The 22,034-nt window shown below is 45.5% G+C and carries 21 protein-coding genes; all 21 read left to right on the top strand.

Going from position 1 to position 22,034, the window contains the following annotated elements:
- Positions 1-169 precede the first annotated feature (169 nt).
- The 21 genes from BM358_RS01190 (at position 170) to BM358_RS01095 (ending at position 22,006) form a co-directional block, all read left to right on the top strand.
- On the top strand, positions 170-1,018 hold the full coding sequence (locus tag BM358_RS01190; RefSeq protein WP_023988228.1) for a ClpP family protease: 849 nt from the start codon (positions 170-172) through the stop codon (positions 1,016-1,018).
- A complete protein-coding gene (locus tag BM358_RS01185; RefSeq protein ID WP_023988229.1) occupies positions 1,015-1,227 on the top strand; it encodes a YlzJ-like family protein in 213 nt (70 codons plus the stop codon). Before BM358_RS01190 ends, BM358_RS01185 begins: the two co-directional genes overlap by 4 nt.
- 103 nt (positions 1,228-1,330) lie before the next feature.
- Positions 1,331-4,009 carry an FtsK/SpoIIIE family DNA translocase gene (locus BM358_RS01180; protein WP_028542707.1) on the top strand — a complete coding sequence of 893 codons (2,679 nt, stop codon included), beginning with the start codon at positions 1,331-1,333 and terminating at the stop codon, positions 4,007-4,009.
- Positions 4,010-4,234: 225 nt separating this feature from the next.
- On the top strand, positions 4,235-5,086 hold the full coding sequence (gene sleB, locus BM358_RS01175; RefSeq protein ID WP_028542706.1) for a spore cortex-lytic enzyme: 852 nt from the start codon (positions 4,235-4,237) through the stop codon (positions 5,084-5,086).
- A 160-nt stretch (positions 5,087-5,246) separates the two neighbouring features.
- A complete protein-coding gene (gene yfmF / locus BM358_RS01170; protein ID WP_023988232.1) occupies positions 5,247-6,527 on the top strand; it encodes an EF-P 5-aminopentanol modification-associated protein YfmF in 1,281 nt (426 codons plus the stop codon).
- A 2-nt stretch (positions 6,528-6,529) separates the two neighbouring features.
- Positions 6,530-7,810 carry an EF-P 5-aminopentanol modification-associated protein YfmH gene (gene yfmH / locus BM358_RS01165; RefSeq protein ID WP_028542705.1) on the top strand — a complete coding sequence of 427 codons (1,281 nt, stop codon included), beginning with the start codon at positions 6,530-6,532 and terminating at the stop codon, positions 7,808-7,810.
- A 20-nt stretch (positions 7,811-7,830) separates the two neighbouring features.
- Positions 7,831-8,598, top strand: a complete 768-nt coding sequence (ymfI, locus tag BM358_RS01160; protein ID WP_023988234.1) for an elongation factor P 5-aminopentanone reductase — start codon at positions 7,831-7,833, stop codon at positions 8,596-8,598.
- 102 nt (positions 8,599-8,700) lie between these two features.
- Positions 8,701-8,955 carry a DUF3243 domain-containing protein gene (locus BM358_RS01155; protein WP_013309950.1) on the top strand — a complete coding sequence of 85 codons (255 nt, stop codon included), beginning with the start codon at positions 8,701-8,703 and terminating at the stop codon, positions 8,953-8,955.
- A gap of 227 nt (positions 8,956-9,182) precedes the next feature.
- A complete protein-coding gene (locus BM358_RS01150) occupies positions 9,183-9,956 on the top strand; it encodes a DUF3388 domain-containing protein (RefSeq protein ID WP_013370747.1) in 774 nt (257 codons plus the stop codon).
- A 30-nt stretch (positions 9,957-9,986) separates the two neighbouring features.
- Positions 9,987-11,063 (top strand): helix-turn-helix domain-containing protein, encoded by a 1,077-nt coding sequence (locus BM358_RS01145; protein ID WP_028542704.1) that lies wholly within the window; start codon positions 9,987-9,989, stop codon positions 11,061-11,063.
- An 84-nt stretch (positions 11,064-11,147) separates the two neighbouring features.
- A complete protein-coding gene (locus tag BM358_RS26355; RefSeq protein WP_023988236.1) occupies positions 11,148-11,312 on the top strand; it encodes a hypothetical protein in 165 nt (54 codons plus the stop codon).
- A gap of 144 nt (positions 11,313-11,456) precedes the next feature.
- Positions 11,457-11,948, top strand: coding sequence for a YajQ family cyclic di-GMP-binding protein (locus BM358_RS01140; RefSeq protein WP_013309953.1), 492 nt, complete (start codon positions 11,457-11,459; stop codon positions 11,946-11,948).
- Positions 11,949-12,158: 210 nt separating this feature from the next.
- Positions 12,159-12,746 carry a CDP-diacylglycerol--glycerol-3-phosphate 3-phosphatidyltransferase gene (pgsA, locus tag BM358_RS01135; RefSeq protein ID WP_013309954.1) on the top strand — a complete coding sequence of 196 codons (588 nt, stop codon included), beginning with the start codon at positions 12,159-12,161 and terminating at the stop codon, positions 12,744-12,746.
- A 95-nt stretch (positions 12,747-12,841) separates the two neighbouring features.
- Positions 12,842-14,110 (top strand): competence/damage-inducible protein A, encoded by a 1,269-nt coding sequence (locus BM358_RS01130; RefSeq protein ID WP_028542703.1) that lies wholly within the window; start codon positions 12,842-12,844, stop codon positions 14,108-14,110.
- A 242-nt stretch (positions 14,111-14,352) separates the two neighbouring features.
- On the top strand, positions 14,353-15,414 hold the full coding sequence (gene recA, locus BM358_RS01125; protein WP_023988239.1) for a recombinase RecA: 1,062 nt from the start codon (positions 14,353-14,355) through the stop codon (positions 15,412-15,414).
- Between the two features lie 196 nt (positions 15,415-15,610).
- Positions 15,611-16,360, top strand: a complete 750-nt coding sequence (locus tag BM358_RS01120) for a regulatory protein RecX (RefSeq protein ID WP_028542702.1) — start codon at positions 15,611-15,613, stop codon at positions 16,358-16,360.
- A gap of 373 nt (positions 16,361-16,733) precedes the next feature.
- Positions 16,734-18,278: a ribonuclease Y gene (gene rny / locus BM358_RS01115; RefSeq protein ID WP_013309958.1), complete on the top strand. Its 1,545-nt coding sequence runs from the start codon at positions 16,734-16,736 to the stop codon at positions 18,276-18,278.
- Between the two features lie 76 nt (positions 18,279-18,354).
- Positions 18,355-19,149 carry a TIGR00282 family metallophosphoesterase gene (locus tag BM358_RS01110; protein ID WP_013309959.1) on the top strand — a complete coding sequence of 265 codons (795 nt, stop codon included), beginning with the start codon at positions 18,355-18,357 and terminating at the stop codon, positions 19,147-19,149.
- Between the two features lie 129 nt (positions 19,150-19,278).
- Complete coding sequence (locus tag BM358_RS01105; RefSeq protein ID WP_007430104.1) at positions 19,279-19,539, top strand: stage V sporulation protein S; 261 nt, start codon at positions 19,279-19,281, stop codon at positions 19,537-19,539.
- Between the two features lie 122 nt (positions 19,540-19,661).
- On the top strand, positions 19,662-20,729 hold the full coding sequence (locus BM358_RS01100; protein WP_028542701.1) for a dipeptidase: 1,068 nt from the start codon (positions 19,662-19,664) through the stop codon (positions 20,727-20,729).
- A 188-nt stretch (positions 20,730-20,917) separates the two neighbouring features.
- Positions 20,918-22,006: a low temperature requirement protein A gene (locus tag BM358_RS01095; RefSeq protein ID WP_028542700.1), complete on the top strand. Its 1,089-nt coding sequence runs from the start codon at positions 20,918-20,920 to the stop codon at positions 22,004-22,006.
- Positions 22,007-22,034 lie beyond the last annotated feature (28 nt).

The following is a 22,034-nucleotide window of genomic DNA, read 5'->3' as shown; positions in this document are numbered from 1 at the left end:
CTCTCTTCCCGCAGGAAATATTGGACGGTTTCCGCGGGAGGAGAGGCTTTTTTGATTTTGCGGGACAAGGAAAAGCATGGGGTCGGGTATAAAATATTCCATTTCCATCCCATACTATAGGGTGAATACGGGTCATATAGATGCGTAAAGCGAAAGGAAGATCACCCATATGGAACAATACAGCAATCTAACATCTGGCAACGAGGAAACGGAAGCGCCAGATCAACCAGAAATTGGGCAAAGACCCGCTTTACCTGCTATGGAGGCTTTGCAGCAGCTGGGTCAAACTTCCATGCCTGGAGGCGAGTCCAATATTTTTTGCATGACGATTATCGGTCAGATTGAAGGGCATCTCATTTTACCGCCTCAAAACAAAACGACAAAATATGAGCACATTATTCCCCAGTTGGTAGCGGCAGAACAAAATCCTCGTATCGAAGGATTAATGATTTTGCTGAATACAGTTGGTGGTGATGTAGAGGCAGGACTGGCTATTGCTGAAATGATCGCATCGATGAGTAAACCAACGGTGACTATTGTCATAGGTGGGGGGCATAGCATCGGTGTGCCGATTGCTGTGTCTTCCACTTATTCCTACATTGCGGAGAGTGCGACGATGACCATTCATCCCATTCGGATGAACGGTCTGGTCATTGGAGTACCACAAACTTTTGAATACATGGAAAAAATGCAGGAACGTGTTGTACGCTTCGTCGTTTCTCATTCTCGTATTACAGAAGAGCAGTTTAAGGAACTGATGTTTAAAACCGGTGAGTTAAACCGCGATATTGGTACAGCGGTTGGGGGAGCGGATGCAGTGAAGTATGGATTGATGGACGCGGTTGGAGGCATCGGAGAGGCTTTAAAACAGCTGAACACCATTATTGAAACGCGGCGTCAGCAAAACGGGATCGCTGGGATTCAACAGCAGGCTCCGTATGCTCCTTTTTCTCCCAGTCCCACAGGAACTCCTACAGAGACACTGTCAGGGGAGCAAAGCAGGGAGCTACCTCAATGACACTATATACTGTGATGCCAATGGAAATGGTATGGCAAGGGATGTGGAAAGAGGCTGAGGAGCTTGCAGAGGTTCGGGTAGACGGTCTACTTATGCAGGTACAGCCGCTTGAAAGTCGTCGGGGGATCATTGTACGGTTGTTGGACTGTCCGCTGGAAGCCTACCTGAATCCGCGTTATGGACCAGGTCAAGTTATCGAGTGGTCGTAGAAGGTGTCGAATAGTATAGAAATAGGTCATTTACTGCTGAAAAAGAACATATGTGCGGATACCGGGTGACGTGGTATAATATTCTTCTGGGGGGTGACCTTGTATGTCCAGAAGAAGAAAAAGAAAAAAGAAAGCCGCATTTGGCGGAGTTCTAAAATTTGAAATTTACGGCATTGTGCTGATTACATTAGCGGTCATTGCGTTGTCGGGTGAAGCGGCAGTTGGTCGGTCGCTATCCAAGATGTTTGGGCTCGTACTGGGGAAATTCTATTTTGTTATCCCTCTCATTGGCATTTATTATGGTCTGATGGTGATGATTCACCGCAAGTGGCCGAACCAGTGGAACTCGCGTAAAACGGGTTTGCTCCTGTTGGTATTTGCCTTTACACTTATGAGTTCTATTTCATCTATGGAGCAGCGTTTGGGGCCGATCAACGCGCTTCAGCCGGGCGGAGTGATGACCCAGATACATATAGATATGCGTGAGCAGTTGCTGTCGCCTGACCAGCAGGGCCATACCTCAATGCTGAACAAGGATATCAGCGGGGGGTACGTAGGCGCATTGCAGCTTACTGTTCTGTTGTGGCTGTTTGGTCTCACAGGAGCTAAACTGATCATGATTGTTATGTTCGTCATTTGTTTCATGCTGATGACCCAACTGTCCTATGTGGATTTGGTACGGATTGTAAAGACCAAGCTGCTGACAGTCGGGGGAAGCGTGCGTAAAAAATGGACTGGTAAAGCTACTCCGCTTTCGGCATCTAGCAAAGGTAGTGGAAATAGAAAAATCAAGTCTGAGCCGATTCCTGCCTATGAGGAAGACATGGATGATGACTTTGACGAAATGCAGCCTCCTGCACGCAAACAACCGATTTTCTTTCAGTTGTTTGGTCTCAAAAATTCAGATAAAGCGGACAAGGAGAAGCATTCCGTCAATACGGATGAGGATGATCATGATCTTCCATATGAAGCTGAGGACGCGCAGGCCCAGTGGAGAAACGATAACCAGAGTGAAGAGCTGTCTGACGTAGTCGAACACGCTGAGGAGGAAGCTGCAACTCCGGTAAAAAGGTCGCCGATTATTAGGGATTTCTTCGAACAAGTAAAGCATGAGGAAAGAAGACCGGAAGCTGAATTTGGAGAGTCCCTGACAGGGGCAGAGCAGACAACTTCCATTATTGATGAATCCCTGGATGATGACTTTGTGGATGCCCATGCGAATACGGATATGGATGATTCGACAACGATCCAGGGGACATTAGAAGGTGCTCAGGGACAAGCTCAGACGATTGCAACTGGGGTTGCAGGCGAAGAGGCTGAAGGTACCCATACAGCTATTCCGGCTCCGCCGCCGCCTAAACCTTACAAGCTCCCATCGTTTCGTTTGCTTGCTAAACCACAAAACGTAGGCAAAGGTATGGGACAAAAGGATTACATGCAAACGGCACGCAAGCTGGAAGCAACGCTGGAAAGCTTTGGTGTGCGGGCGAAGGTGCTGGAGGTTGTCCGTGGCCCTGCCGTAACGCGTTATGAAATTCAGCCGGACATTGGAGTAAAGGTCAGCCGCATTGTGAGTCTGACGGATGATATTGCGCTTGCGCTTGCTGCCAAAGATATCCGTATGGAGGCTCCGATTCCTGGCAAATCTGCTATCGGAATTGAGGTTCCGAATAATGAAGTTTCCATTGTCACGATGCGTGAGGTAATGGAGACAACCGTTTTCCAGGAGTCAACTTCCAATTTATCCATTGCATTCGGACGTGATATTGCAGGACAGACGATTGTTGGTAATTTGGCCAAGATGCCCCATCTGCTTGTAGCTGGGGCAACAGGTTCGGGTAAATCAGTGTGTATCAATGGGATCATCACGAGTATTTTGTACAAAGCAAAGCCGGATGAGGTCAAATTTTTGATGGTCGATCCTAAAATGGTGGAGTTGAACGTGTACAACGGAATCCCGCATTTGTTGGCTCCGGTCGTGACTGATCCAAAGCGTGCCTCACTTGCATTGAAGAAAATTGTAGTTGAAATGGAAAAAAGATATGAGTTATTTTCCAAATCAGGAACCCGTAATATTGAGGGCTATAATAATCTGATGAAAGATAACCCGGATGCATTTCTGCCTTACATCGTCGTTATTGTGGACGAGTTGGCAGATTTAATGATGGTAGCTGCGGGAGATGTGGAGGATGCGATTGCACGACTTGCCCAAATGGCACGTGCAGCAGGCATCCACCTTATCATTGCAACCCAGAGACCTTCGGTTGACGTAATTACCGGGGTGATTAAAGCCAATATTCCTTCACGTATTGCCTTCGGCGTTTCCTCGCAGGTAGACTCCCGTACCATATTGGACATGGGCGGAGCCGAGAAGCTACTCGGACGTGGTGATATGCTGTTCATGCCAATGGGGGCTTCCAAACCTGTCCGCGTTCAGGGAGCGTTCATGAGCGATCAAGAAGTCGAAAATATTGTTAACTATGTACGTGAACAGGGTGAAGCGCAGTATGATGAAACGCTTGTGCCGGAGGTGGAAGAGGTATCGGCTGATGCAGATGAAATGCTGGATGAGCTGTACGATCAGGCTGTCAACATCATTTTAGAGGCTAAACAAGCTTCCGTTTCGCTTCTTCAGCGCCGTATGCGGATCGGTTATACACGTGCTGCTCGACTGATTGACTCCATGGAAGCTCGCGGAGTCATCGGCCCTTACGAGGGCAGCAAGCCCCGTGAGGTCCTTATCTCAATGGAGCAATATCAGCAAAATAAAGTTAGTTCCTAAGCATTATCTCTATCCAGCACTACATTAAAACGCTGTTTGTTCGCATGGTGGTTGTTCTAATATGACAACTCCAAGTGAACAAACAGCGTTTTTTGTGATGTTTTTTTGAGGTGTGGCGACTACCTGCTGAAAGAAGATTAAAAGGGTGAATAGCTTTAAGCGGAGCTTGTCATAATAAACGTAGCCATCCTGTTAATCCCACAAAAGAAAGGTAGAGCGCAGCATATGAAAAAGACAATGGTCTGGATTTGCACGGGTATCCTCGCAGCCTCGGCTATTACGTACACAGGACTTTTTAAAAATGACTCTGCACAGCAGCAAGCAGAGACGCTGAGCACACAGCAGAAAGTACAAGCAGCGCAACCTTCCCAGCCGACATTCAGCTCGGGAGCGGTTGATTTTGGATCTTACGGTCAGGATGTATATGAGTTGCAATCACGTTTGAAGTTGCTGGGCTTTTTTGGCGGGAAAGTGGACAGCCATTTTGGCAGCAGTACTCTAAAAGCTGTCAAGGGTTTTCAAAAGGAATTTGGCATCCGTCCCGATGGAGTGGTCGGAGCAAAAACGAAATTAAAGCTGGTGAATGCTACTCCTAACTGGAAGCCAACGGAAACTCCTATGCATCGTAACAATCAAGGTTCCGCTCAGGGACAAACAGCGGACAATAACGATAAAGCGGATCAAAATGATGAAACGATGGGATCGGCCAACACCATGGGACTATCTGAAAATGATCTTAAAATTATGGCCAACGCGGTCTACGGTGAATCCCGCGGCGAGCCATTTGAAGGACAAGTTGCCGTCGCGGCTGTTATTTTGAACAGGGTTAAGTCACCCAGCTTTCCCAACTCACCATCTGGAGTGATCTTTCAGCCAGGAGCTTTCACAGCTGTAGCAGACGGCCAAATCTGGCTCACACCGAATGAGACTGCACAAAAGGCGGTACGCCAAGCACTGAACGGCTGGGATCCAAGCGGAGGATGTCTTTATTATTTTAACCCAAAAACAGCCACCTCCAAATGGATTTGGTCCCGTCCGCAGGTGAAAACCATTGGGGAGCATATTTTCTGCATGTAAAACGCCGAAGCAGCCGGGAGCTTGTCTCCGGTTGCTTCTTGGCTTTTGCATGGTTAGAATAAAGATTGGTACACTTTACCTCTTTACAGGAGGATGATTTACAGCAGCTAATGCTAATCAAAGGCTAGACGCAAATTGACGTCACAAAGGAGTTTTGGACTTGAACAAAACAGGTTTCGAGCGTGGCACACGCAGACAACTGAGGATTCATGTACTGCCGACCAAGCGCTTTAAGACGTTTGCCATATCGTTGTATGTAGGTACTCCGCTACGTGAGGAAACCGTAACCCGAGTGGGGCTGGTACCTTTCGTTCTGCGACGGGGTACAGAATCGTATCCGCAGACTACACAATTCAGAGAACAGTTAGAACAATTGTATGGCGCGGGTTTCGGATTCGATGTATACAAACGTGGAGATTATCAGATCGTGCAATTTCGCATGGATACGATTAATGACAGCTTTGTAAACAGTCCGGATAGTTTGCTGGATCGTTCGTTTGCTTTTCTCGGAGAAGTGCTGACGAAGCCTGCATTGGAAAATGGTGCATTTCAAACGGGATACGTCCAGCAGGAACGAGAAAATGTGCGTAAAAAGCTGGAATCTATAGTTAACGATAAAATACGTTATGCTGGTGAGCGCTGTATGGAGGAAATGTGCAAAGATGAGCCTTATCGTCTGCACCCTCTTGGTCAACGATCCGATCTGGACAGCATAGATGCACAGAGCTTGTATCAGGCTTATGGAGAATGGCTGAATCATGCCAGCATGGATTTATACGTTGTGGGAGATACGACGCTGGAAGAAGTTGAGAAGTTTGTTGATCGCTATTTTCAATTGAATCGTTCAGCGGAAGCAGGGTATGTTCCAGAACAGCCCAAGTCAGTAGAGCGTGAGGTTCAAACCGTTGTAGAGCGTCTTGATGTGAACCAGGGCAAGCTCAACATGGGGTTGCGCACCCCTATTACGTATGGAGACGATCGCTATGCTTCCGCTCTGATGTATAATGGCATTTTGGGCGGGTATCCGCATTCAAAGCTGTTCGTTAATGTAAGGGAAAAGGAAAGTTTGGCGTATTACGCTTCATCGCGGTATGACGGGCATAAAGGGATTGGTACGATTCAATCTGGTATCGAAATTCCTAATTATGAAAAAGCGGTTACTATTATCCGCAAGCAACTGGAAGATACGCAAAATGGAGCGATTACCGAGCTGGAAATGACCCAAACGCAGGCGATGATTCGCAACTTGCTGAAGGAGATGCAGGATTCCGCTTTTGAAATGATCGCCTATGATTTTAACAGACAGCTTTCCGGTAAAGAGCGGACGGTAGATGAGCTGCTGAGTCAGGTGGAGGCAGTCAAGGTGCAGGATGTTCAGGATGCCGCCCGGACGTTCCGACTGGACACTATTTATTTCTTGAGAGACCAGAAGGGGGAATAGCGGTGGAGCATATACCTTATGAGCATTTGCAGGAAACGCTGTACTATGAAGTAATGGATAACGGTTTACACGTTTATGTGTTGCCCAAACCGGGTTTTCAGAAGACGTACGCCACATTTGCGACTAAATACGGCTCGGTTGATAATCATTTCCGCGTAGAAGGTCAACAGCCCGTAAAGGTGCCGGATGGCATAGCCCATTTTTTGGAGCATAAAATGTTTGAAGAGCCTGAAGGCGATATTTTTGCTACCTTTTCTTCTAATGGGGCATCGGCGAACGCATTTACGAGCTTTGATCAAACAGTATATCTGTTTTCGGCAACCGAGCGTATTCAAGAAAATTTGACCACCCTGGTCAATTTTGTGCAGCATCCTTACTTTACAGATGAAAATGTAGAGAAGGAAAAAGGCATTATCGGCCAGGAAATCAATATGTATGAAGATAATCCCGATTGGCGGAGTTACTTTGGTCTGATCGAGGCGTTGTACAAGGTCCATCCGGTGCATATTGATATCGCAGGTACTGTTCAATCCATCAGTACGATTACAAAGGAAACGCTGTACAGTTGCTATGAAGCTTTCTACCATCCAAGCAATATGATTCTTTTTGTAGTGGGCGGAGTGGATCCAGCTGAAGTAATAGAACTGGTACGTAACAATCAGGCTAAAAAGGACTATAAGCCGCAGGGAGAGATCGAGCAGATTTTCGACGATGAACCCACTACAGTTGCAGAACCACGTCGTGAGGTAAAGCTGGCCGTTTCTCTGCCAAAGCTACTGTTTGGATTTAAGGAGGCTGAAGTAGGCCTAACGGGTGAAGAATTGCTCCGTCATGATCTGGAAACCAAGCTGATGCTAGATCTCCTGTTTGGCTCCAGTACACAACTGTATCAAAAGCTCTACGATGAGGATCTGATTTCGGACAGTTTTGGTCATGAGTACAATAGCACGCAGCAATATGCATTCTCTGCAATCGGTGGGGATACCAAAGACCCGGATCGGCTGTTGGCGAGAATACGTGAAGAGGTGGAGTCCATCCAGAAGCAGGGCTTTGCAGCAGAACATTTTGAACGGGCACGCAAAAAGAAAATCGGTGGTTATCTGCGTACACTCAATTCACCAGAAAATATTGCGCATGAATTTACAAGACATCGCTTCCGGGGCAGCGATTTTTTCCAACTGCTTCCGATTTATGAAAGTATCACGCTTGAGGATGTAAATCGCCGTCTGAAAGACCATATCCAGTGGGATCAACTCGCAATATCACTAGTGGTGAGTCCGTAATGTCCAGGGAGAGGGAAACGATGACCACCGAGGGCGGAGAACTAAAAGCGATTGGCGATACAACCGTGCTGATTACAGGAGCAAGTGGCGGAATTGGTGCGGCTATTGCTGAGCGTTTTGCAGCTGTAGGGATGAATGTGGTCATTCACTACATGAAGTCCCATGAAAAAGCAAATGAAGTTGCCCGTCGTTGCATGGCTTATTCAGGCAAGGTAATGACCGTGTCAGCGGATCTGCGGAGCAAGGAGCAGATCGAACGCATGCGTGAAAAGCTGGATAATCACGGGATGAAGCCGGATATTCTTGTGAACAATGCCGGACTATCTCATTATGGGCTGTTAACAGATGTTTCGGAAGAGGAATGGGACGAAGTGATGGCTGTCAATGTTAAGGGAACCTTTTTGTGCACGCAGGTTTTTATGCCACATATGATTTCCCAACGCTATGGCCGCATTGTGAATGTTTCATCCGTGTGGGGGATATGTGGTGCTTCGTGCGAGGTGTTGTATTCCACCACCAAGGGAGGCATTAACGCTTTCACTAAAGCGCTGGCTCAAGAGGTAGCACCTTCCGGGGTGACAGTGAATGCTGTAGCTCCAGGTGCAGTGGATACGTCGATGCTGGATCATTTGGATGAAGGCGAAATTACCAGTTTGGAAGAAGAAATTCCTGCTGGACGATTGGCTCGACCTGATGAAATATCGTCCCTAGTTTATTTTCTTGCGCTTCCTGAGTCAGGTTATATTAATGGCCAGGTCATAAGTCCTAACGGAGGATGGGTGACTTAAGGGAAATAGCGCTTGGAGGAATCCACCAGTATAGTAAGCGTCTGAGAAGAGCATATTACAACTGTTGATTTTAAATCTGAATCATCTAAGGAGGATTTAAGTATGTCAACAGTTGTTCAGAATTTTGATGTTTGGAAAAAGTTCCTCGGTCAGCGTGTAGAGCAAGCGGAGAAGCTGGGAATCAGCCAAGATACCATTTCTGAGCTTGCTTATGAAATTGGTGATTTTCTGGATGAGAAGGTCGATCCAGCCAACCACTCCAACCGCGCACTGAAAGAACTGTGGGGAGTTGCCGATGAGGACGAGCGTCACACCATCGCCCGGCTAATGGTTAAATTGGCCAAGAGCAACGCATAAGTAGGAACCAACATGAAAAGCTCCCTTTTGGGGGCTTTTCTGTAATGGTTACAGAGCTGTTCTTGTAATTCCATTGTAATTTATATATCATAAACGTGATTGAGGCTTACAACACAATGCAGCCTATCAAATTTCAATAATTGGTTTTGTCGAAAGATGTTATTTTATGATACAATAATGCTTTGATTTGGAGTTGTTGACGGTTTGAATGTGAATGAGGTGCTAACGTGACGGAAGAAACGAAACAGTGGTACATGGAGTACAAGATACATAAAAATCGACCCGGACTGCTGGGAGACATTGCTTCCATGCTTGGTATTCTGGGGGTTAATATACTGACGATCAACGGTGTTGAAGGCGAAAGACGGGGGATGTTGCTTGAAACGGACGATGACGAGAAGATACGCATTCTCGGAGACACGTTAAAAAAAGCGAGCAACATTACAGTCACGGCCTTACGTGCTCCGAGACTGGTTGATATATTGGCAGTAAGACACGGCCGTTACATCGATCGGGATTCGGATGATCGTAAAACATTTCGCTTTACACGCGATGAGCTTGGGTTGCTGGTCGATTTTTTGGGTGAAGTATTAAAGAGGGACGGCAATCAGGTGATCGGTCTTCGCGGGATGCCGCGTGTGGGCAAAACGGAATCCATTATTGCCAGTAGCGTATGCGCAATGAAGCGTTGGACTTTTGTGTCTTCAACGTTACTACGACAGACGGTACGCAGTCAGCTCTCTGAAGAAGAAATGAACCCAAACAATGTGTTTATTATTGATGGTATTGTGAGTACAATTCGGTCAAATGAAAGACATTATCATCTGCTTCAGGAAATCATGAGTATGCCAAGTACTAAAGTGATTGAGCATCCTGATGTATTTGTACGTGAATCAGGATACAGCTTTGACGATTTCAATATCATTATTGAGCTTCGCAATAATCCGGCTGAGGAAATTATTTATGATACCTTTACAGCCAGTTATACAGAAGATCTTTAAATAAGCGTAATTACACAAGGAGATGATGACATGTCAGAACTGGGTCAGCAATTAAAGGAGGCCCGGCTGCAAAAAGGATTGAGCCTTGACGATGTTCAGGAAATGACGAAGATACGCAAACGTTATCTGGAAGCCATTGAGACGGGCGATTACAAAGTGCTGCCGGGAAGCTTTTATGTCAGAGCTTTTATTAAAACATACGCTGAAACGGTCGGGTTGAACCCCGATGAGATTCTGGAAGGGCATCAAAGCAATGTGCCTGAACCTGAGCCGGAAGCAGTCATGGAGCCTGTTACACAGAAACGCTCCAGCCGTCCCGCCACGATTGGTAATCTTAAATGGTTGCCTACAGCGTTAATGTGGCTTTTTCTAGTTCTCATTGTTGGGGTTATTTATGCTTATTGGGTGAGCAACAACCATTCAACTCCAAAAACAGCAGAAAACACAACGCCGATTACAACACCAAGTACAACACCAAGCACCACACCAAGCACGTCTACTCCTGATACCACTACGACACAGCCGAACAATGGTCAAACGACGGCTCCAAATGGTGCTGGTGGGCAGACTCCTGATGCGGGGCAAACCGGCCAAACTCAGCCAGGTGGTACGGGGAGTACGGGTGCTACTACTCCAGATACTGGACAGCAGCCGGATACGACTACGCCACAACAAGGTGTAACTGTGGCACAGGACGGCAAGCAAGGCAAGACGACGATTTTTAAAGTTTCCAGTTCAACGGGAGCTGCGGTCAAGGTTGATATTAAAGCGACGGGCGAAAGCTGGCTTGAAGTGTACAAGGGAGAAAATTCCCGTGGAGAAAAGCTGAGTTATGGTATGACTAAAAGTGGAGATGCCATGTCATTCGATATTGGTCCAGAAGGTTTATATATCAAATCAGGACGGTCTTCTGCCACAGATATTTCCGTAGCAGGTCAACCGATAACAGATAATAAATCGACTACTCGTGTACTGATCCAGCAAGGAGAAGCTTCTTCAACCGGAACGAGTGCAGGGGTGACGGGTTCACCTGCAGATTCTACGACAGGTAGCAGTACGGATTCAGCACAAAGTAGTACAGATTCTACAACTACTGATGGTGAATAAACGCCTTGGTGCGAGGAAATACTAATGACTGTAATTCCTGGAAAGGCAGTCATTTCATTTTCCGCAAAGTGAGGTGTATACGTTATGACCGTCAGCTGGATTGTGACTGGGCTCGGTATAATTGTCAGTTTACTGGGCTATTATCTGACACCGAATGCATGGGGCTATGGCATACTGGGCTTTGGTCTTGCTCACATTGTGCTTGGACTTTTGGATATGTTCCGAACTCCAACACGAAGCCATAATTAGATATTTTGACCGTAAATGAAATAAAGGCGTTTTTGTCAGGAAAACTGGCAAGAACGCCTTTTTAGTCAACGGATTATTGGATTTTTGTAAATGACTAGCCTATAATTAGATATTGAACTTTGTTGTGGAAAGGAAAGTGAAACGATGGCTTCAGAAAATTCATTTGATATCGTCTCCAAAATGGATATGCAGGAGTTAACAAATGCGGTTCATCAGACGGAGCGTGAAATTGAAACTCGATTTGATTTCAAGGATAGCAAAAGTAGCCTTAAGCTTGAGAAAGAAGCTCTTACGATTGCATCGGAAGACGAATACAAGCTGAATGCGGTGATTGATATTTTGCAATCTAAAATGGCCAAACGAGGTCTGTCCCTTAAAAATGTGGAGTATGGCAAATTGGAACCCGCCTCTTTAGGTTCAGTGCGTCAGCGTCTTTCGCTTAAGCAGGGAATTGATCAGGATAATGCCAAGAAAATTAACATTCTTATTCGGGACTCCAAGCTAAAAGTTAAAAGTCAGATTCAAGGTGATCAAATCCGAGTGACCGGAAAAAACAGGGATGATTTACAGGCGATCATTCAATTGCTGCGTAAAGCTGATTTGCCATTGGAGCTTCAATTTACAAACATGAAATAAAGCCGTTTTCCCTCATACATTTTGTAGGAAAAAACGTTGCTTGATGTGCGGCAGGTTATTTTGACATGCGTTTTGTGCCATATTATACTTGTAACGAAAATGCAGACAATTCAGGTGTATAGCGCTCGTCGATAGCGATTTACATAGGATTGAATTTAATCCGAAAACTGCCATTTGTAATCAAGTACGATAATCAGGGGAGAGTGTGTTGTGAATTTACCCAACAGAATTACAATAACGCGGATTTGCCTTATTCCGGTGATGATGCTGGCTTTGCTGGTGGACTTTGATTTTTATCCGCCGCCGATTGAGATCGGAGCTTTCAAGCTGCCGTATAATCAGCTGATTGCGGCTATCATTTTCCTTGTAGCAGCCAGCACGGATGGTCTTGACGGATATTTGGCACGTAAAAATAATATGGTCACCAATTTGGGCAAGCTGTTGGACCCCCTTGCTGATAAGCTTTTGGTAACCGCCATTTTGGTTTCCTTGGTAGAAATGGGAAAAATCGATTCGTGGATTGTCGTTGTGATTGTTAGCCGTGAGTTTGCGGTTACGGGTCTGCGTCAGATTGCCTTACTGGATGGTTCTGTGGTTGCTGCAAGTAATTGGGGCAAATTGAAGACGATCATCCAGATCGTTGCTATTGTAGCGTTGCTCATTAATAATTTCCCGTTTGTTTTTCTTGGTATCCCGTTTGATTTAATAGCGATATGGGCAGCGGTGTTGATCACCATTTATTCGGGTATTGATTATTTTGTGAAAAATATCCACTTGCTGAGCTCCTCCAAAGTTTAACAGGATAAATTTTATGGAAACAGCAATAGGGACTAAACTTATTGCTGTTTCTTTACATAATTCCCATAATATTCGCAGTACAGGAGGAAGAATTGATGAAAGCTGAAATAATTGCAGTAGGTACAGAGTTATTGCTCGGACAAATAGTGAATACAAATGCTCAATATTTGTCACAAGAGTTGGCTACAATCGGAATCGATGTATATTTTCAGACTGTAGTTGGCGATAACATAGATCGGCTTCAGGAAGCGATAAGAATTGCTCAGAAGCGTGCGGATATTATTTTGTTTTCCGGTGGTCTGGGACCGACTCAGGATGATTTGACGAAAGATGCGATAGCGTCTGTATTGGGGCGAAAATTGCACATAGATCGTCTTGCAATGGACAAGCTAGATCAGTTTTTCCGTAACCGTGGGGTAGAAATGACCGAGAATAACCGCCGGCAGGCGCTTTCTATTGAAGGCGCTACTCCGCTTGAAAATGAGACAGGGCTAGCTGTGGGCGACGCAATTGCACAGGACGGTAAATTTTATGTAGTTTTGCCTGGACCGCCTAAGGAACTCAAACCCATGTTTGCAAACCAAGCGAAACCTTGGTTGCTTCAGCAGGCATTGAGCGGTGAGGAAATGCCAATTTATTCAAAAATGCTAAAATTTGCAGGGATCGGTGAGTCAGCTCTTGAAACCCATTTGTTAGATCTGATCCAATCCCAGACAGACCCCACGATTGCTCCTTATGCCAAGGAAGGGGAAGTCACGATCCGTATATCCACCAAGGCGGCCAGCGAAAGTGAAGCACTAATTAAGCTGACGGCTACGGAAGTAGAAATTCAGCAGCGTCTTTCGGAATATATGTATGCAAGTGAAGATGTTACGCTGGAGAAGGTTATCGTAGATCTAATGGCCAAACGCGGGCTCACTGTGAGTGCGGCAGAAAGCTGTACAGGTGGAATGCTGATGGAACACATCACTTCTATACCTGGCAGTGCTGTTATGTTTCAAGGTGGCATCGTGTGCTATTCCAATGAAATGAAGATGAAATTACTCAACGTGCCTTATGATTATTTGGAAGGGGATCAAGCGCCAGGTGCAGTGAGTAAGGAAGTAGCCCTTGTGCTTGCAGAGCAGGCGAGAATGATCATGGACAGCGATTTTGGACTTTCAGTTACTGGTGTTGCCGGGCCTGGGTATTCCGAACGGAAGCCAGTCGGTTTGGTGTATATTGGCATTGCTGAACGCGACAAGGAAACGGAAGTACATGAACTGAGACTGAGTGGTAACCGTGAAACAATCCGACTGCGATCAGTCAAAGCAATCCTGTACAGATTGTGGCGCAGGCTGGTAGAGAACGAGAAACTCTCTTAAACATCTATGTACAGTGTGGGTCGTAGAGTTGTTTTAGATAGATATTCATGATATAATCTTCTTATCGGAAGAACCGTTGCAAAGCCTTTTGCCAGCGGTTCTTTTTTTGTTTTAAGAGACAGGTGTAATTGTAGAAGAGAGCTGTGTGAACAAAAAAAACGAATGTATGTTCGAAAAAATGCTTGGCAAGCGTGTCAAAACAAGGTATTATTAAAGTACAAACAATGAAGGATGTGAGTTTATTGTCAGATCGTCGTGCTGCGCTGGATATGGCGCTCCGTCAAATAGAAAAGCAATTTGGTAAAGGTTCCATTATGAAGTTGGGTGAGTCTACCCACATGCAAGTGGAAACGATCCCCAGTGGTTCGATTGCTTTGGATATTGCGTTAGGAACGGGCGGCTTTCCAAGAGGCCGGGTTATTGAAATATACGGACCGGAATCATCCGGTAAAACGACAGTAGCTCTTCACGCTATCGCAGAGGTGCAAAAAACAGGCGGACAAGCCGCCTTTATCGACGCCGAGCATGCGCTTGATCCGTCGTATGCAAGCAAGCTGGGTGTCAATATTGATGAGTTGTTACTATCGCAACCAGATACAGGAGAGCAGGCGCTTGAGATTGCCGAAGCTCTTGTACGTAGTGGAGCAGTAGACATTGTAGTTGTTGACTCCGTAGCGGCACTTGTGCCCAAGGCAGAGATTGAAGGCGAAATGGGAGATTCCCACGTTGGTCTTCAAGCACGTTTGATGTCTCAGGCATTGCGTAAGCTTTCTGGAGCCATTAATAAGTCGAAAACCATTGCTATTTTTATTAACCAGCTACGTGAAAAAGTAGGTGTTATGTTCGGTAACCCTGAAACAACACCAGGTGGACGTGCCTTGAAGTTTTACTCTACGGTACGTTTGGATGTTCGTCGTATTGAAAGTTTGAAAATGGGTAACGACATTGTGGGTAACCGCACACGTATTAAAGTCGTGAAGAACAAAGTTGCCCCTCCTTTCCGTCAGGCTGAGGTAGATATTATGTACGGTGAGGGCATTTCCAAAGAAGGTAGCCTGATCGATATCGGTACGGAGCATGACATTGTCGACAAGAGCGGAGCCTGGTATTCCTACGAAGGTGAGCGCCTTGGTCAGGGACGTGAGAATGCTAAGCAATTTTTGAAGGAAAATCCGAATATTGCTAGTACGATCGAACAAAAAATTCGGGTGGCCAGCAATCTGATTACGACGGTTGCTCCGCCTACAGAAGAAGAGTTGGCACAGCAAGCGAAGGAAGAACAGGAATTGTTGGAGCTTGAATAAAGCTCGGTGAATCCTGGTTTGTGAACTGGGGCCAGGGTTATGGCACCGTCCGTTTGAATAGCATGATTCTGATGCCCTGCACAGTTGTGCAGGGCATTTTTGCATCAACTAGAGTCTGCTTTGTCAGTGGAATCTAACTTTTGCGTAGCAGGTGTTCAAAGGCTGCTTTCGTGAATTTCAAAGTGAGGGAAATATATTGCAGTTGGACGATGAAGATGAATACACTTCGGAAGCAAATAAGCAACAAGGGATTTCTCTTTTTCCGGATCATGAGGAATTGATGATTACTAGGGTAGAGCAGGGACAGGGACGCAAACATGGAAGGTATATCATACATTTTGGTCCTTATTCACTGTCTGTATTAGAAGATGTAATGATCAAGTACAATATGTTCAAAGGAACGTCATTTGATAAAAAAGAACTGGAAGATATCGTTCTGGCAGATGAAAAGCAACAGGCTTATGTACTTGCGCTTCGCTATTTGGGGCGAAAGCCTCGCACACGTCAGGAAATTGCCCAGCGTTTAGCGCAAAAAGAACTGGATCAGTCTGTTATTGACGAAGTAATGGTCCGACTCCATAGGGAACAACTCGTAGATGATGATTTATACGCCCGTCAATGGGCAAGGCAGCGCATAACAAGCCAACGTAAGGGGAAGATGTGGGTTAGGCAAGAACTTCGTCAGAAGGGCATCTCTAAAGCCTCTATTGGCGAAGCGTTAGGTGAGATCACCGATAATGAGGAGTGGGAGAGCGCTTTGACGGTCGGACGTAAGAAATGGAATCAGGTACGTGGTGATATAATGGAGAAAAAAAGGAAAACATACCCTTTTCTCATGAGACGCGGATATTCGGGGGATATGACACGCCGGGTAGTCAATCATCTCACTGCGACCGAGCATGACGCTGCTTCAGATGACGAGGAATTGTTGCAGTGGGAGGAATAGTTGCCAAACGGCTGCTGAACCTTTGGCTAGTATGAACGGATAGGATGAGCTAGTTATTACATGGAAAGCTGCATGGTAGTCTACTAATGTTTGCATTCCCTTGACAATGCCATTTGTCAAATAATAAAATATATATGAAACGATACTTGTGGAACGCCCTTTTTCCTTCCAAAAAAGCGGAATCCACGGTGAGTTCTCATCGCCAAATAACAAGTGATGCCGCTATGCCAGGCGGAATTGTACATGTGAAAGCATGTGCATATGAAATGAAACGACCTTGTGTCGTTGTCTTAGTTTGACGATCAAAGTAAATGTGACAATTGCAAAAAGTCCCAAGGAATGCCTTGGAGGAACCAACGGGGAGGTGAACAGTATGATGACTGCGATCTGGTTCGTTCTCGTTGCTGTAGCCGCGTTATTCTTTGGGTTCGGGATTGGTTATTTTATTCGCAAATCTATTGCAGAAGCTAAGATCTCCAGTGCGGAAGAAGCTGCCGCGCAAATCGTGGAGAACGCGAAAAAAGAGGCAGAAGCGCTGAAGAAGGAAACGGTATTGGAAGCGAAAGATGAAATCCACCGCATCCGTGCCGAAGCTGAAAAAGAAACTCGTGAACGTCGCAATGAAATTCAACGACAGGAACGAAGATTGCTGCAAAAAGAAGAATCGCTGGATAAAAAATTGGAATCGCTGGAACGCAAAGAAGAACAAGTGGCCAACAAAGAGAAACGAATCGATGAAACCCAGCAGCAAATTGATTTGATTTACAAGAGTCAGGTAACTGAGTTGGAACGTATTTCCAATCTGACGATGGAGGATGCAAGAAGTATTATTCTGACCAACGTAGAGCAGGAAGTTCGTCATGAAACAGCTCAGATGATTAAAGAAATTGAACAGCAGGCCAAAGAAGAAGCGGACAAAAAGTCTCGTGAAATCATCACACTGGCCATCCAACGCTGTGCGGCAGATCATGTAGCAGAAACGACGGTTTCTGTTGTCACATTGCCGAACGAAGAAATGAAAGGCCGGATCATCGGGCGCGAAGGCCGTAATATCCGTGCACTTGAAACCCTTACAGGAATTGACCTCATTATTGATGATACGCCGGAAGCTGTTATTTTGTCTGGATTTGATCCGATTCGTAGAGAGATTGCGCGTACTGCGCTTGAAAAGCTCGTAGCGGACGGACGGATACATCCGGCTCGTATTGAAGAGATGGTGGAAAAATCCCGTAAAGAGGTGGACGAACGAATCCGTGAGTATGGTGAACAGGCCACCTTTGAGGTGGGCGTGCATAGCTTGCATCCAGATTTGATCAAGATCTTGGGACGTCTCAAGTTCCGTACAAGTTACGGACAGAACGTATTGAAGCACTCGATGGAAGTTGCATACTTGACAGGTCTGATGGCCGGGGAACTGGGCGAAGACGTTGTACTGGCAAGACGGGCAGGATTGCTGCATGACATCGGGAAGGCGCTGGATCATGAAGTGGAAGGATCGCACGTTGAAATTGGCGTGGAGCTGGCGAAGAAGTACAAGGAACACCCGGTCGTCATCAACAGCATTGCCTCACATCACGGCGACTGCGAAGCGACTTCAGTGATCGCCATGCTGGTTGGGGCGGCAGATGCCCTGTCAGCAGCAAGACCGGGAGCGCGGCGTGAAACGCTAGAGACGTACATCCGTCGTCTTGAGAAGCTGGAACGCATCTCCGAATCTTTTGAAGGCGTTGAAAAATCATACGCGATTCAAGCCGGACGCGAAGTTCGTGTCATGGTACAGCCAGAGAAAATTGATGATGCGGAAGCATTCCGACTGGCCCGCGATATTACGAAAACGATTGAGAATGAACTGGACTATCCGGGACATATCAAGGTTACCGTCATACGCGAGACCCGTGCGGTAGAATACGCAAAATAAAAGCATTTCAATGAAAAGTGGCCGCTGCTTGTAGGGCCACTTTTCATTATGTAAGGCAGACTAGGGAGGGCTTTCTATCAACGTATTATTTATTGGAGACATCGTCGGCAGTGTAGGCAGAAAGGCACTGAGGGAGAATCTCCCTTCGCTAAAATCAAAATACAACCCGCATGTTATTATTGTGAACGGAGAAAATGCGGCTTCGGGAAGAGGAATTACCCCAGCCATCGCCAGAGAGTTTTTTGATTGGGGCGTTCATGGGATTACGATGGGAAATCATACTTGGGACAATAAGGAAATATTTGATTTTATAGATGATGAGCCGCGGATCATCCGCCCGGCTAACTTTCCACCAGGAACACCAGGACGGGGTTATACCGTTGTAAAAGGTGGAGGTAAGGAGCTGGCTATTGTTAATCTGCAAGGTAGAACTTTTTTGCCAGCTATTGACGATCCATTCCGTGCAGCAGATGAAATTGTCGATGAGCTGCGCAAAAAACATAAACATATCCTAGTTGATTTCCACGCCGAAGCAACCTCGGAAAAAATCGCTATGGGTTGGCATTTGGATGGACGTGCTTCAATCGTGGTAGGTACGCACACACATGTACAGAGCAATGACGATACGATTTTGCCACAAGGAACTGCGTATCAGACAGATGCGGGAATGGTAGGTCCTTATGAGGGAGTGCTTGGGATGCAGAAAGAGGCTGTGTTACAGAAATTCCAGACCCAGCTTCCAGTACGTTTTCAAGTGGACATGGGCAAATGGCATTTTCATGCCATCAGCGTAGAGCTGAATGATAACGATGGAAAAGCCCGCAAAATTCAGAAAATCAGACTCAAAGAAGATGAATGGCGGATGGATTAACCTTTTTGTGAGCTACTTAAGGAAAGAATAAGGAAAACTGTCACCAAAAAGCAGGAATTTTTTGCTGACCCTCGAATAACATCTAATAGTGGAATCAAACCATCATCATTCCCAGGGGAGGTACTTACTATGGATGTATTAAAAGTATCAGCAAAATCCAATCCCAATTCAGTTGCAGGCGCACTCGCAGGAGTACTGCGTGAACGCGGAAATGCAGAATTACAGGCGATTGGAGCGGGTGCACTAAACCAAGCCATTAAAGCGGTAGCCATTGCCCGGGGATTTGTCGCACCAAGCGGAGTGGATTTGATTTGTATTCCTGCTTTTACAGACATTGTTATTGATGGAGAAGATCGGACTGCGATCAAATTGATTGTAGAGCCAAGATAATAAATGTAAGTTGCCTGAGCCTGTTTACGATTTGTAAACGGGCTTTTTTGCTTTGTGAGTCTGTTACTATGATTTTTAAAATAAATTTGTGATGCTTCAATCTCTAAATGGAGGTAAGATGCATGAATGATAAGCTAAAAGTGAATTGGCCAGTTGTTGACTTTCATTGTGATGTGTTATGTAAAATGCAGCTCGATGCGCAGATCGATTTCAGTCATCCATCGCTTGATGTCACAAAAGAACGTTTGCTAGAAGGTAACGTGCGGTTGCAAACATTTGCTATATATATTTCTCAGGTATTGGGCACGCCAAGATTTGAGCATGTGATTCGTCAAATTGAGCTGTTCAGGCAGCATGTTACCTCTATCTCAGGTGGGTTGAGACCATTGCTGTGGAAGGAAGACTTGGTAATGTGTAAAAATACGTCCGCAGTGCATCAGGAGGAGCAAGTAAAGCAGGCAGGAAAAGAGAAGCGCATGGAAAAGATAACGTATGTGGATGGTAATGGGACGGATCATACATGGGCACCTTGGGCTTTGCTCTCACTGGAGGGGGTAGATGCGCTGGAAGGGAACCCGTTTTATGCAGAATTGTGCTATGCCATGGGAATACGATTGATTGGACTGACATGGAATTATGCGAACTGGGCAGCTGACGGCATTATGGAACATAGAGGTGGCGGGCTGAGTAGCAAGGGGCGCGATTTGGTCAATCGCTGTAATGACCTGGGACTGCTGCTAGATGTATCGCATTTGTCGGTACAGGGCTTCTGGGAGGTGCTAGAGGAGGCCACTCTACCGCCCATTGCTTCGCATTCGAATGCCTTTGCGAAGTGTGCTCATCCTCGAAATCTACGGGATGAACAGATTTGTGCACTGATCGCTCGTAACGGACGGATTGGTTTGACCTTCGTCACAATGTTTCTCAAAGAGCAGGGCATGGTAACTGCTGAGGATCTGCTACCACACATTGAGCATATTTGTTCATTAGGCGGCGAAAGGCATTTGATGTTTGGCTCTGATTTTGACGGTATCGAGCACCATGTGCAAGGGCTGGAGCATTCGGGGAAATATCCGATTTTTGCAGAACTGCTGCTGAAGCATTACCCTGAGGAGCTGGTCAAGGGATGGCTGGGAGGACATGCGCTGGAATACTTGCAAACGAATCTGCCTTCCAAAATTTCTTCTTAAATAGCTATTTATAGAGGGAATTTTTAGCTGCGAACACTCTTGACAAAGCGAGAAGGATTACGAAATAATTGGAGCATCTTAGAATTGCATGGTGCTAAAATAACATTTGCAGAAATACGGCAGACGTTGGAGCGAGACTGACGGGTCACCATGCTGCACCGCCATATCAGAGGGGGCTCCATTACATAATGTTGATAAAAAAGGTTACCTGGCTTGAGCTCTTTTATGACTTGTTGTTCGTAGCTGCTGTCTCCAAGGCCACTCATGTTTTGCTACATGTTGAGCATGGTAGTATCTCATGGGAACATATGGAAAAGTTTATTATGATTTTTATCCCAATATGGTGGGCTTGGGTGGGGCAAACGGTCTACAACAATCGTTTTGGGCAAGACAGTATAACACATCGAATTTTTATGATCCTGCAATTGTTTTTCGTGTTGATCATGACCGCCAGCCTGAATATAGATTTTGATGCGTATTATGTATCTTTTTTTGTTGGCTATATTGGGTTAAGAGGTTTGACTGTCGTTCAATATTTACTTTCGGCACCCAAAGAAACGGCTCATAAACAGGAAACAGCTCGTTTTTTCGGAATTTATTTTTGGATTGGAATAGTCATTTCTAGTTTCTCCCTCTTCTTTGATTCTTGGGTTCGATATTTGATTTTATATACAGGTATAGCTATTGATATCCTCGTTCCTTTGATTGGCCGTAAAAAGTTGGTGATCACACCTATCCATACGGAGCATCTTTTAGAACGCTTTGCACAGTTCACCTTAATTTTGCTTGGCGAATCTGTGATAAGTATGCTTTCTGTTTTACAATCCGATCATTTTACGGTTTCTTCTATTGTATTTGCTGCTTTGGCTTTTGTATTAGTCATCGCAATCTGGTGGCAATATTTTGAGAATATGGAGAAGCGCGTAGATAAATCAAAACAATCAGCAGGACAGACTATTATTTATGGTCATTTGTTTATTTATCTTTCCCTTAGCATGCTAGCTGCTTCGATTCAGCTCTTGTTTTTGGGACAAGTAGACTATATCTTTGTGCTTTGCTTTACCTTTGCTTCTGTTTTTATTTACTTTTTGTCGGTTTTGCTGGTATTTCATCAGTACAGATTAAGTCATCTGAAACCTCGTCTCAGAGTCATTTTTTTCTTAACTGGAATACTCTGTGTCCTGTTTATTCTTAATATATTTGTTGTCGTTCCCCCTCATCTCATCGTAGCTGAAATCATGCTTTTCTTTCTCTTGTTCGCTAAAACGACGGTTTGATCCGATTTCTATGGACGATATTTAACGC

Origin of the sequence: Paenibacillus sp. cl130, from assembly GCF_900116035.1 — a bacterium.
Classification (GTDB): domain Bacteria; phylum Bacillota; class Bacilli; order Paenibacillales; family Paenibacillaceae; genus Paenibacillus; species Paenibacillus polymyxa_B.
The sequence above is the reverse complement of the archived record's forward strand: the minus strand, read 5'-3'. Positions and strand labels throughout refer to the sequence as shown.

Bases quoted from the DNA above. Each gene is read 5' to 3' on its own strand.
- BM358_RS01190 (WP_023988228.1), top strand. From the start codon at position 170: ATGGAACAATACAGCAATCTAACATCTGGCAACGAGGAAACGGAAGCG.
- BM358_RS01185 (WP_023988229.1), top strand. From the start codon at position 1,015: ATGACACTATATACTGTGATGCCAATGGAAATGGTATGGCAAGGGATG.
- BM358_RS01180 (WP_028542707.1), top strand. From the start codon at position 1,331: ATGTCCAGAAGAAGAAAAAGAAAAAAGAAAGCCGCATTTGGCGGAGTT.
- sleB (WP_028542706.1), top strand. From the start codon at position 4,235: ATGAAAAAGACAATGGTCTGGATTTGCACGGGTATCCTCGCAGCCTCG.
- ymfI (WP_023988234.1), top strand. From the start codon at position 7,831: ATGACCACCGAGGGCGGAGAACTAAAAGCGATTGGCGATACAACCGTG.
- BM358_RS01155 (WP_013309950.1), top strand. From the start codon at position 8,701: ATGTCAACAGTTGTTCAGAATTTTGATGTTTGGAAAAAGTTCCTCGGT.
- BM358_RS01145 (WP_028542704.1), top strand. From the start codon at position 9,987: ATGTCAGAACTGGGTCAGCAATTAAAGGAGGCCCGGCTGCAAAAAGGA.
- BM358_RS26355 (WP_023988236.1), top strand. From the start codon at position 11,148: ATGACCGTCAGCTGGATTGTGACTGGGCTCGGTATAATTGTCAGTTTA.
- BM358_RS01140 (WP_013309953.1), top strand. From the start codon at position 11,457: ATGGCTTCAGAAAATTCATTTGATATCGTCTCCAAAATGGATATGCAG.
- BM358_RS01130 (WP_028542703.1), top strand. From the start codon at position 12,842: ATGAAAGCTGAAATAATTGCAGTAGGTACAGAGTTATTGCTCGGACAA.
- rny (WP_013309958.1), top strand. From the start codon at position 16,734: ATGATGACTGCGATCTGGTTCGTTCTCGTTGCTGTAGCCGCGTTATTC.
- BM358_RS01105 (WP_007430104.1), top strand. From the start codon at position 19,279: ATGGATGTATTAAAAGTATCAGCAAAATCCAATCCCAATTCAGTTGCA.
- BM358_RS01100 (WP_028542701.1), top strand. From the start codon at position 19,662: ATGAATGATAAGCTAAAAGTGAATTGGCCAGTTGTTGACTTTCATTGT.
- BM358_RS01095 (WP_028542700.1), top strand. From the start codon at position 20,918: ATGTTGATAAAAAAGGTTACCTGGCTTGAGCTCTTTTATGACTTGTTG.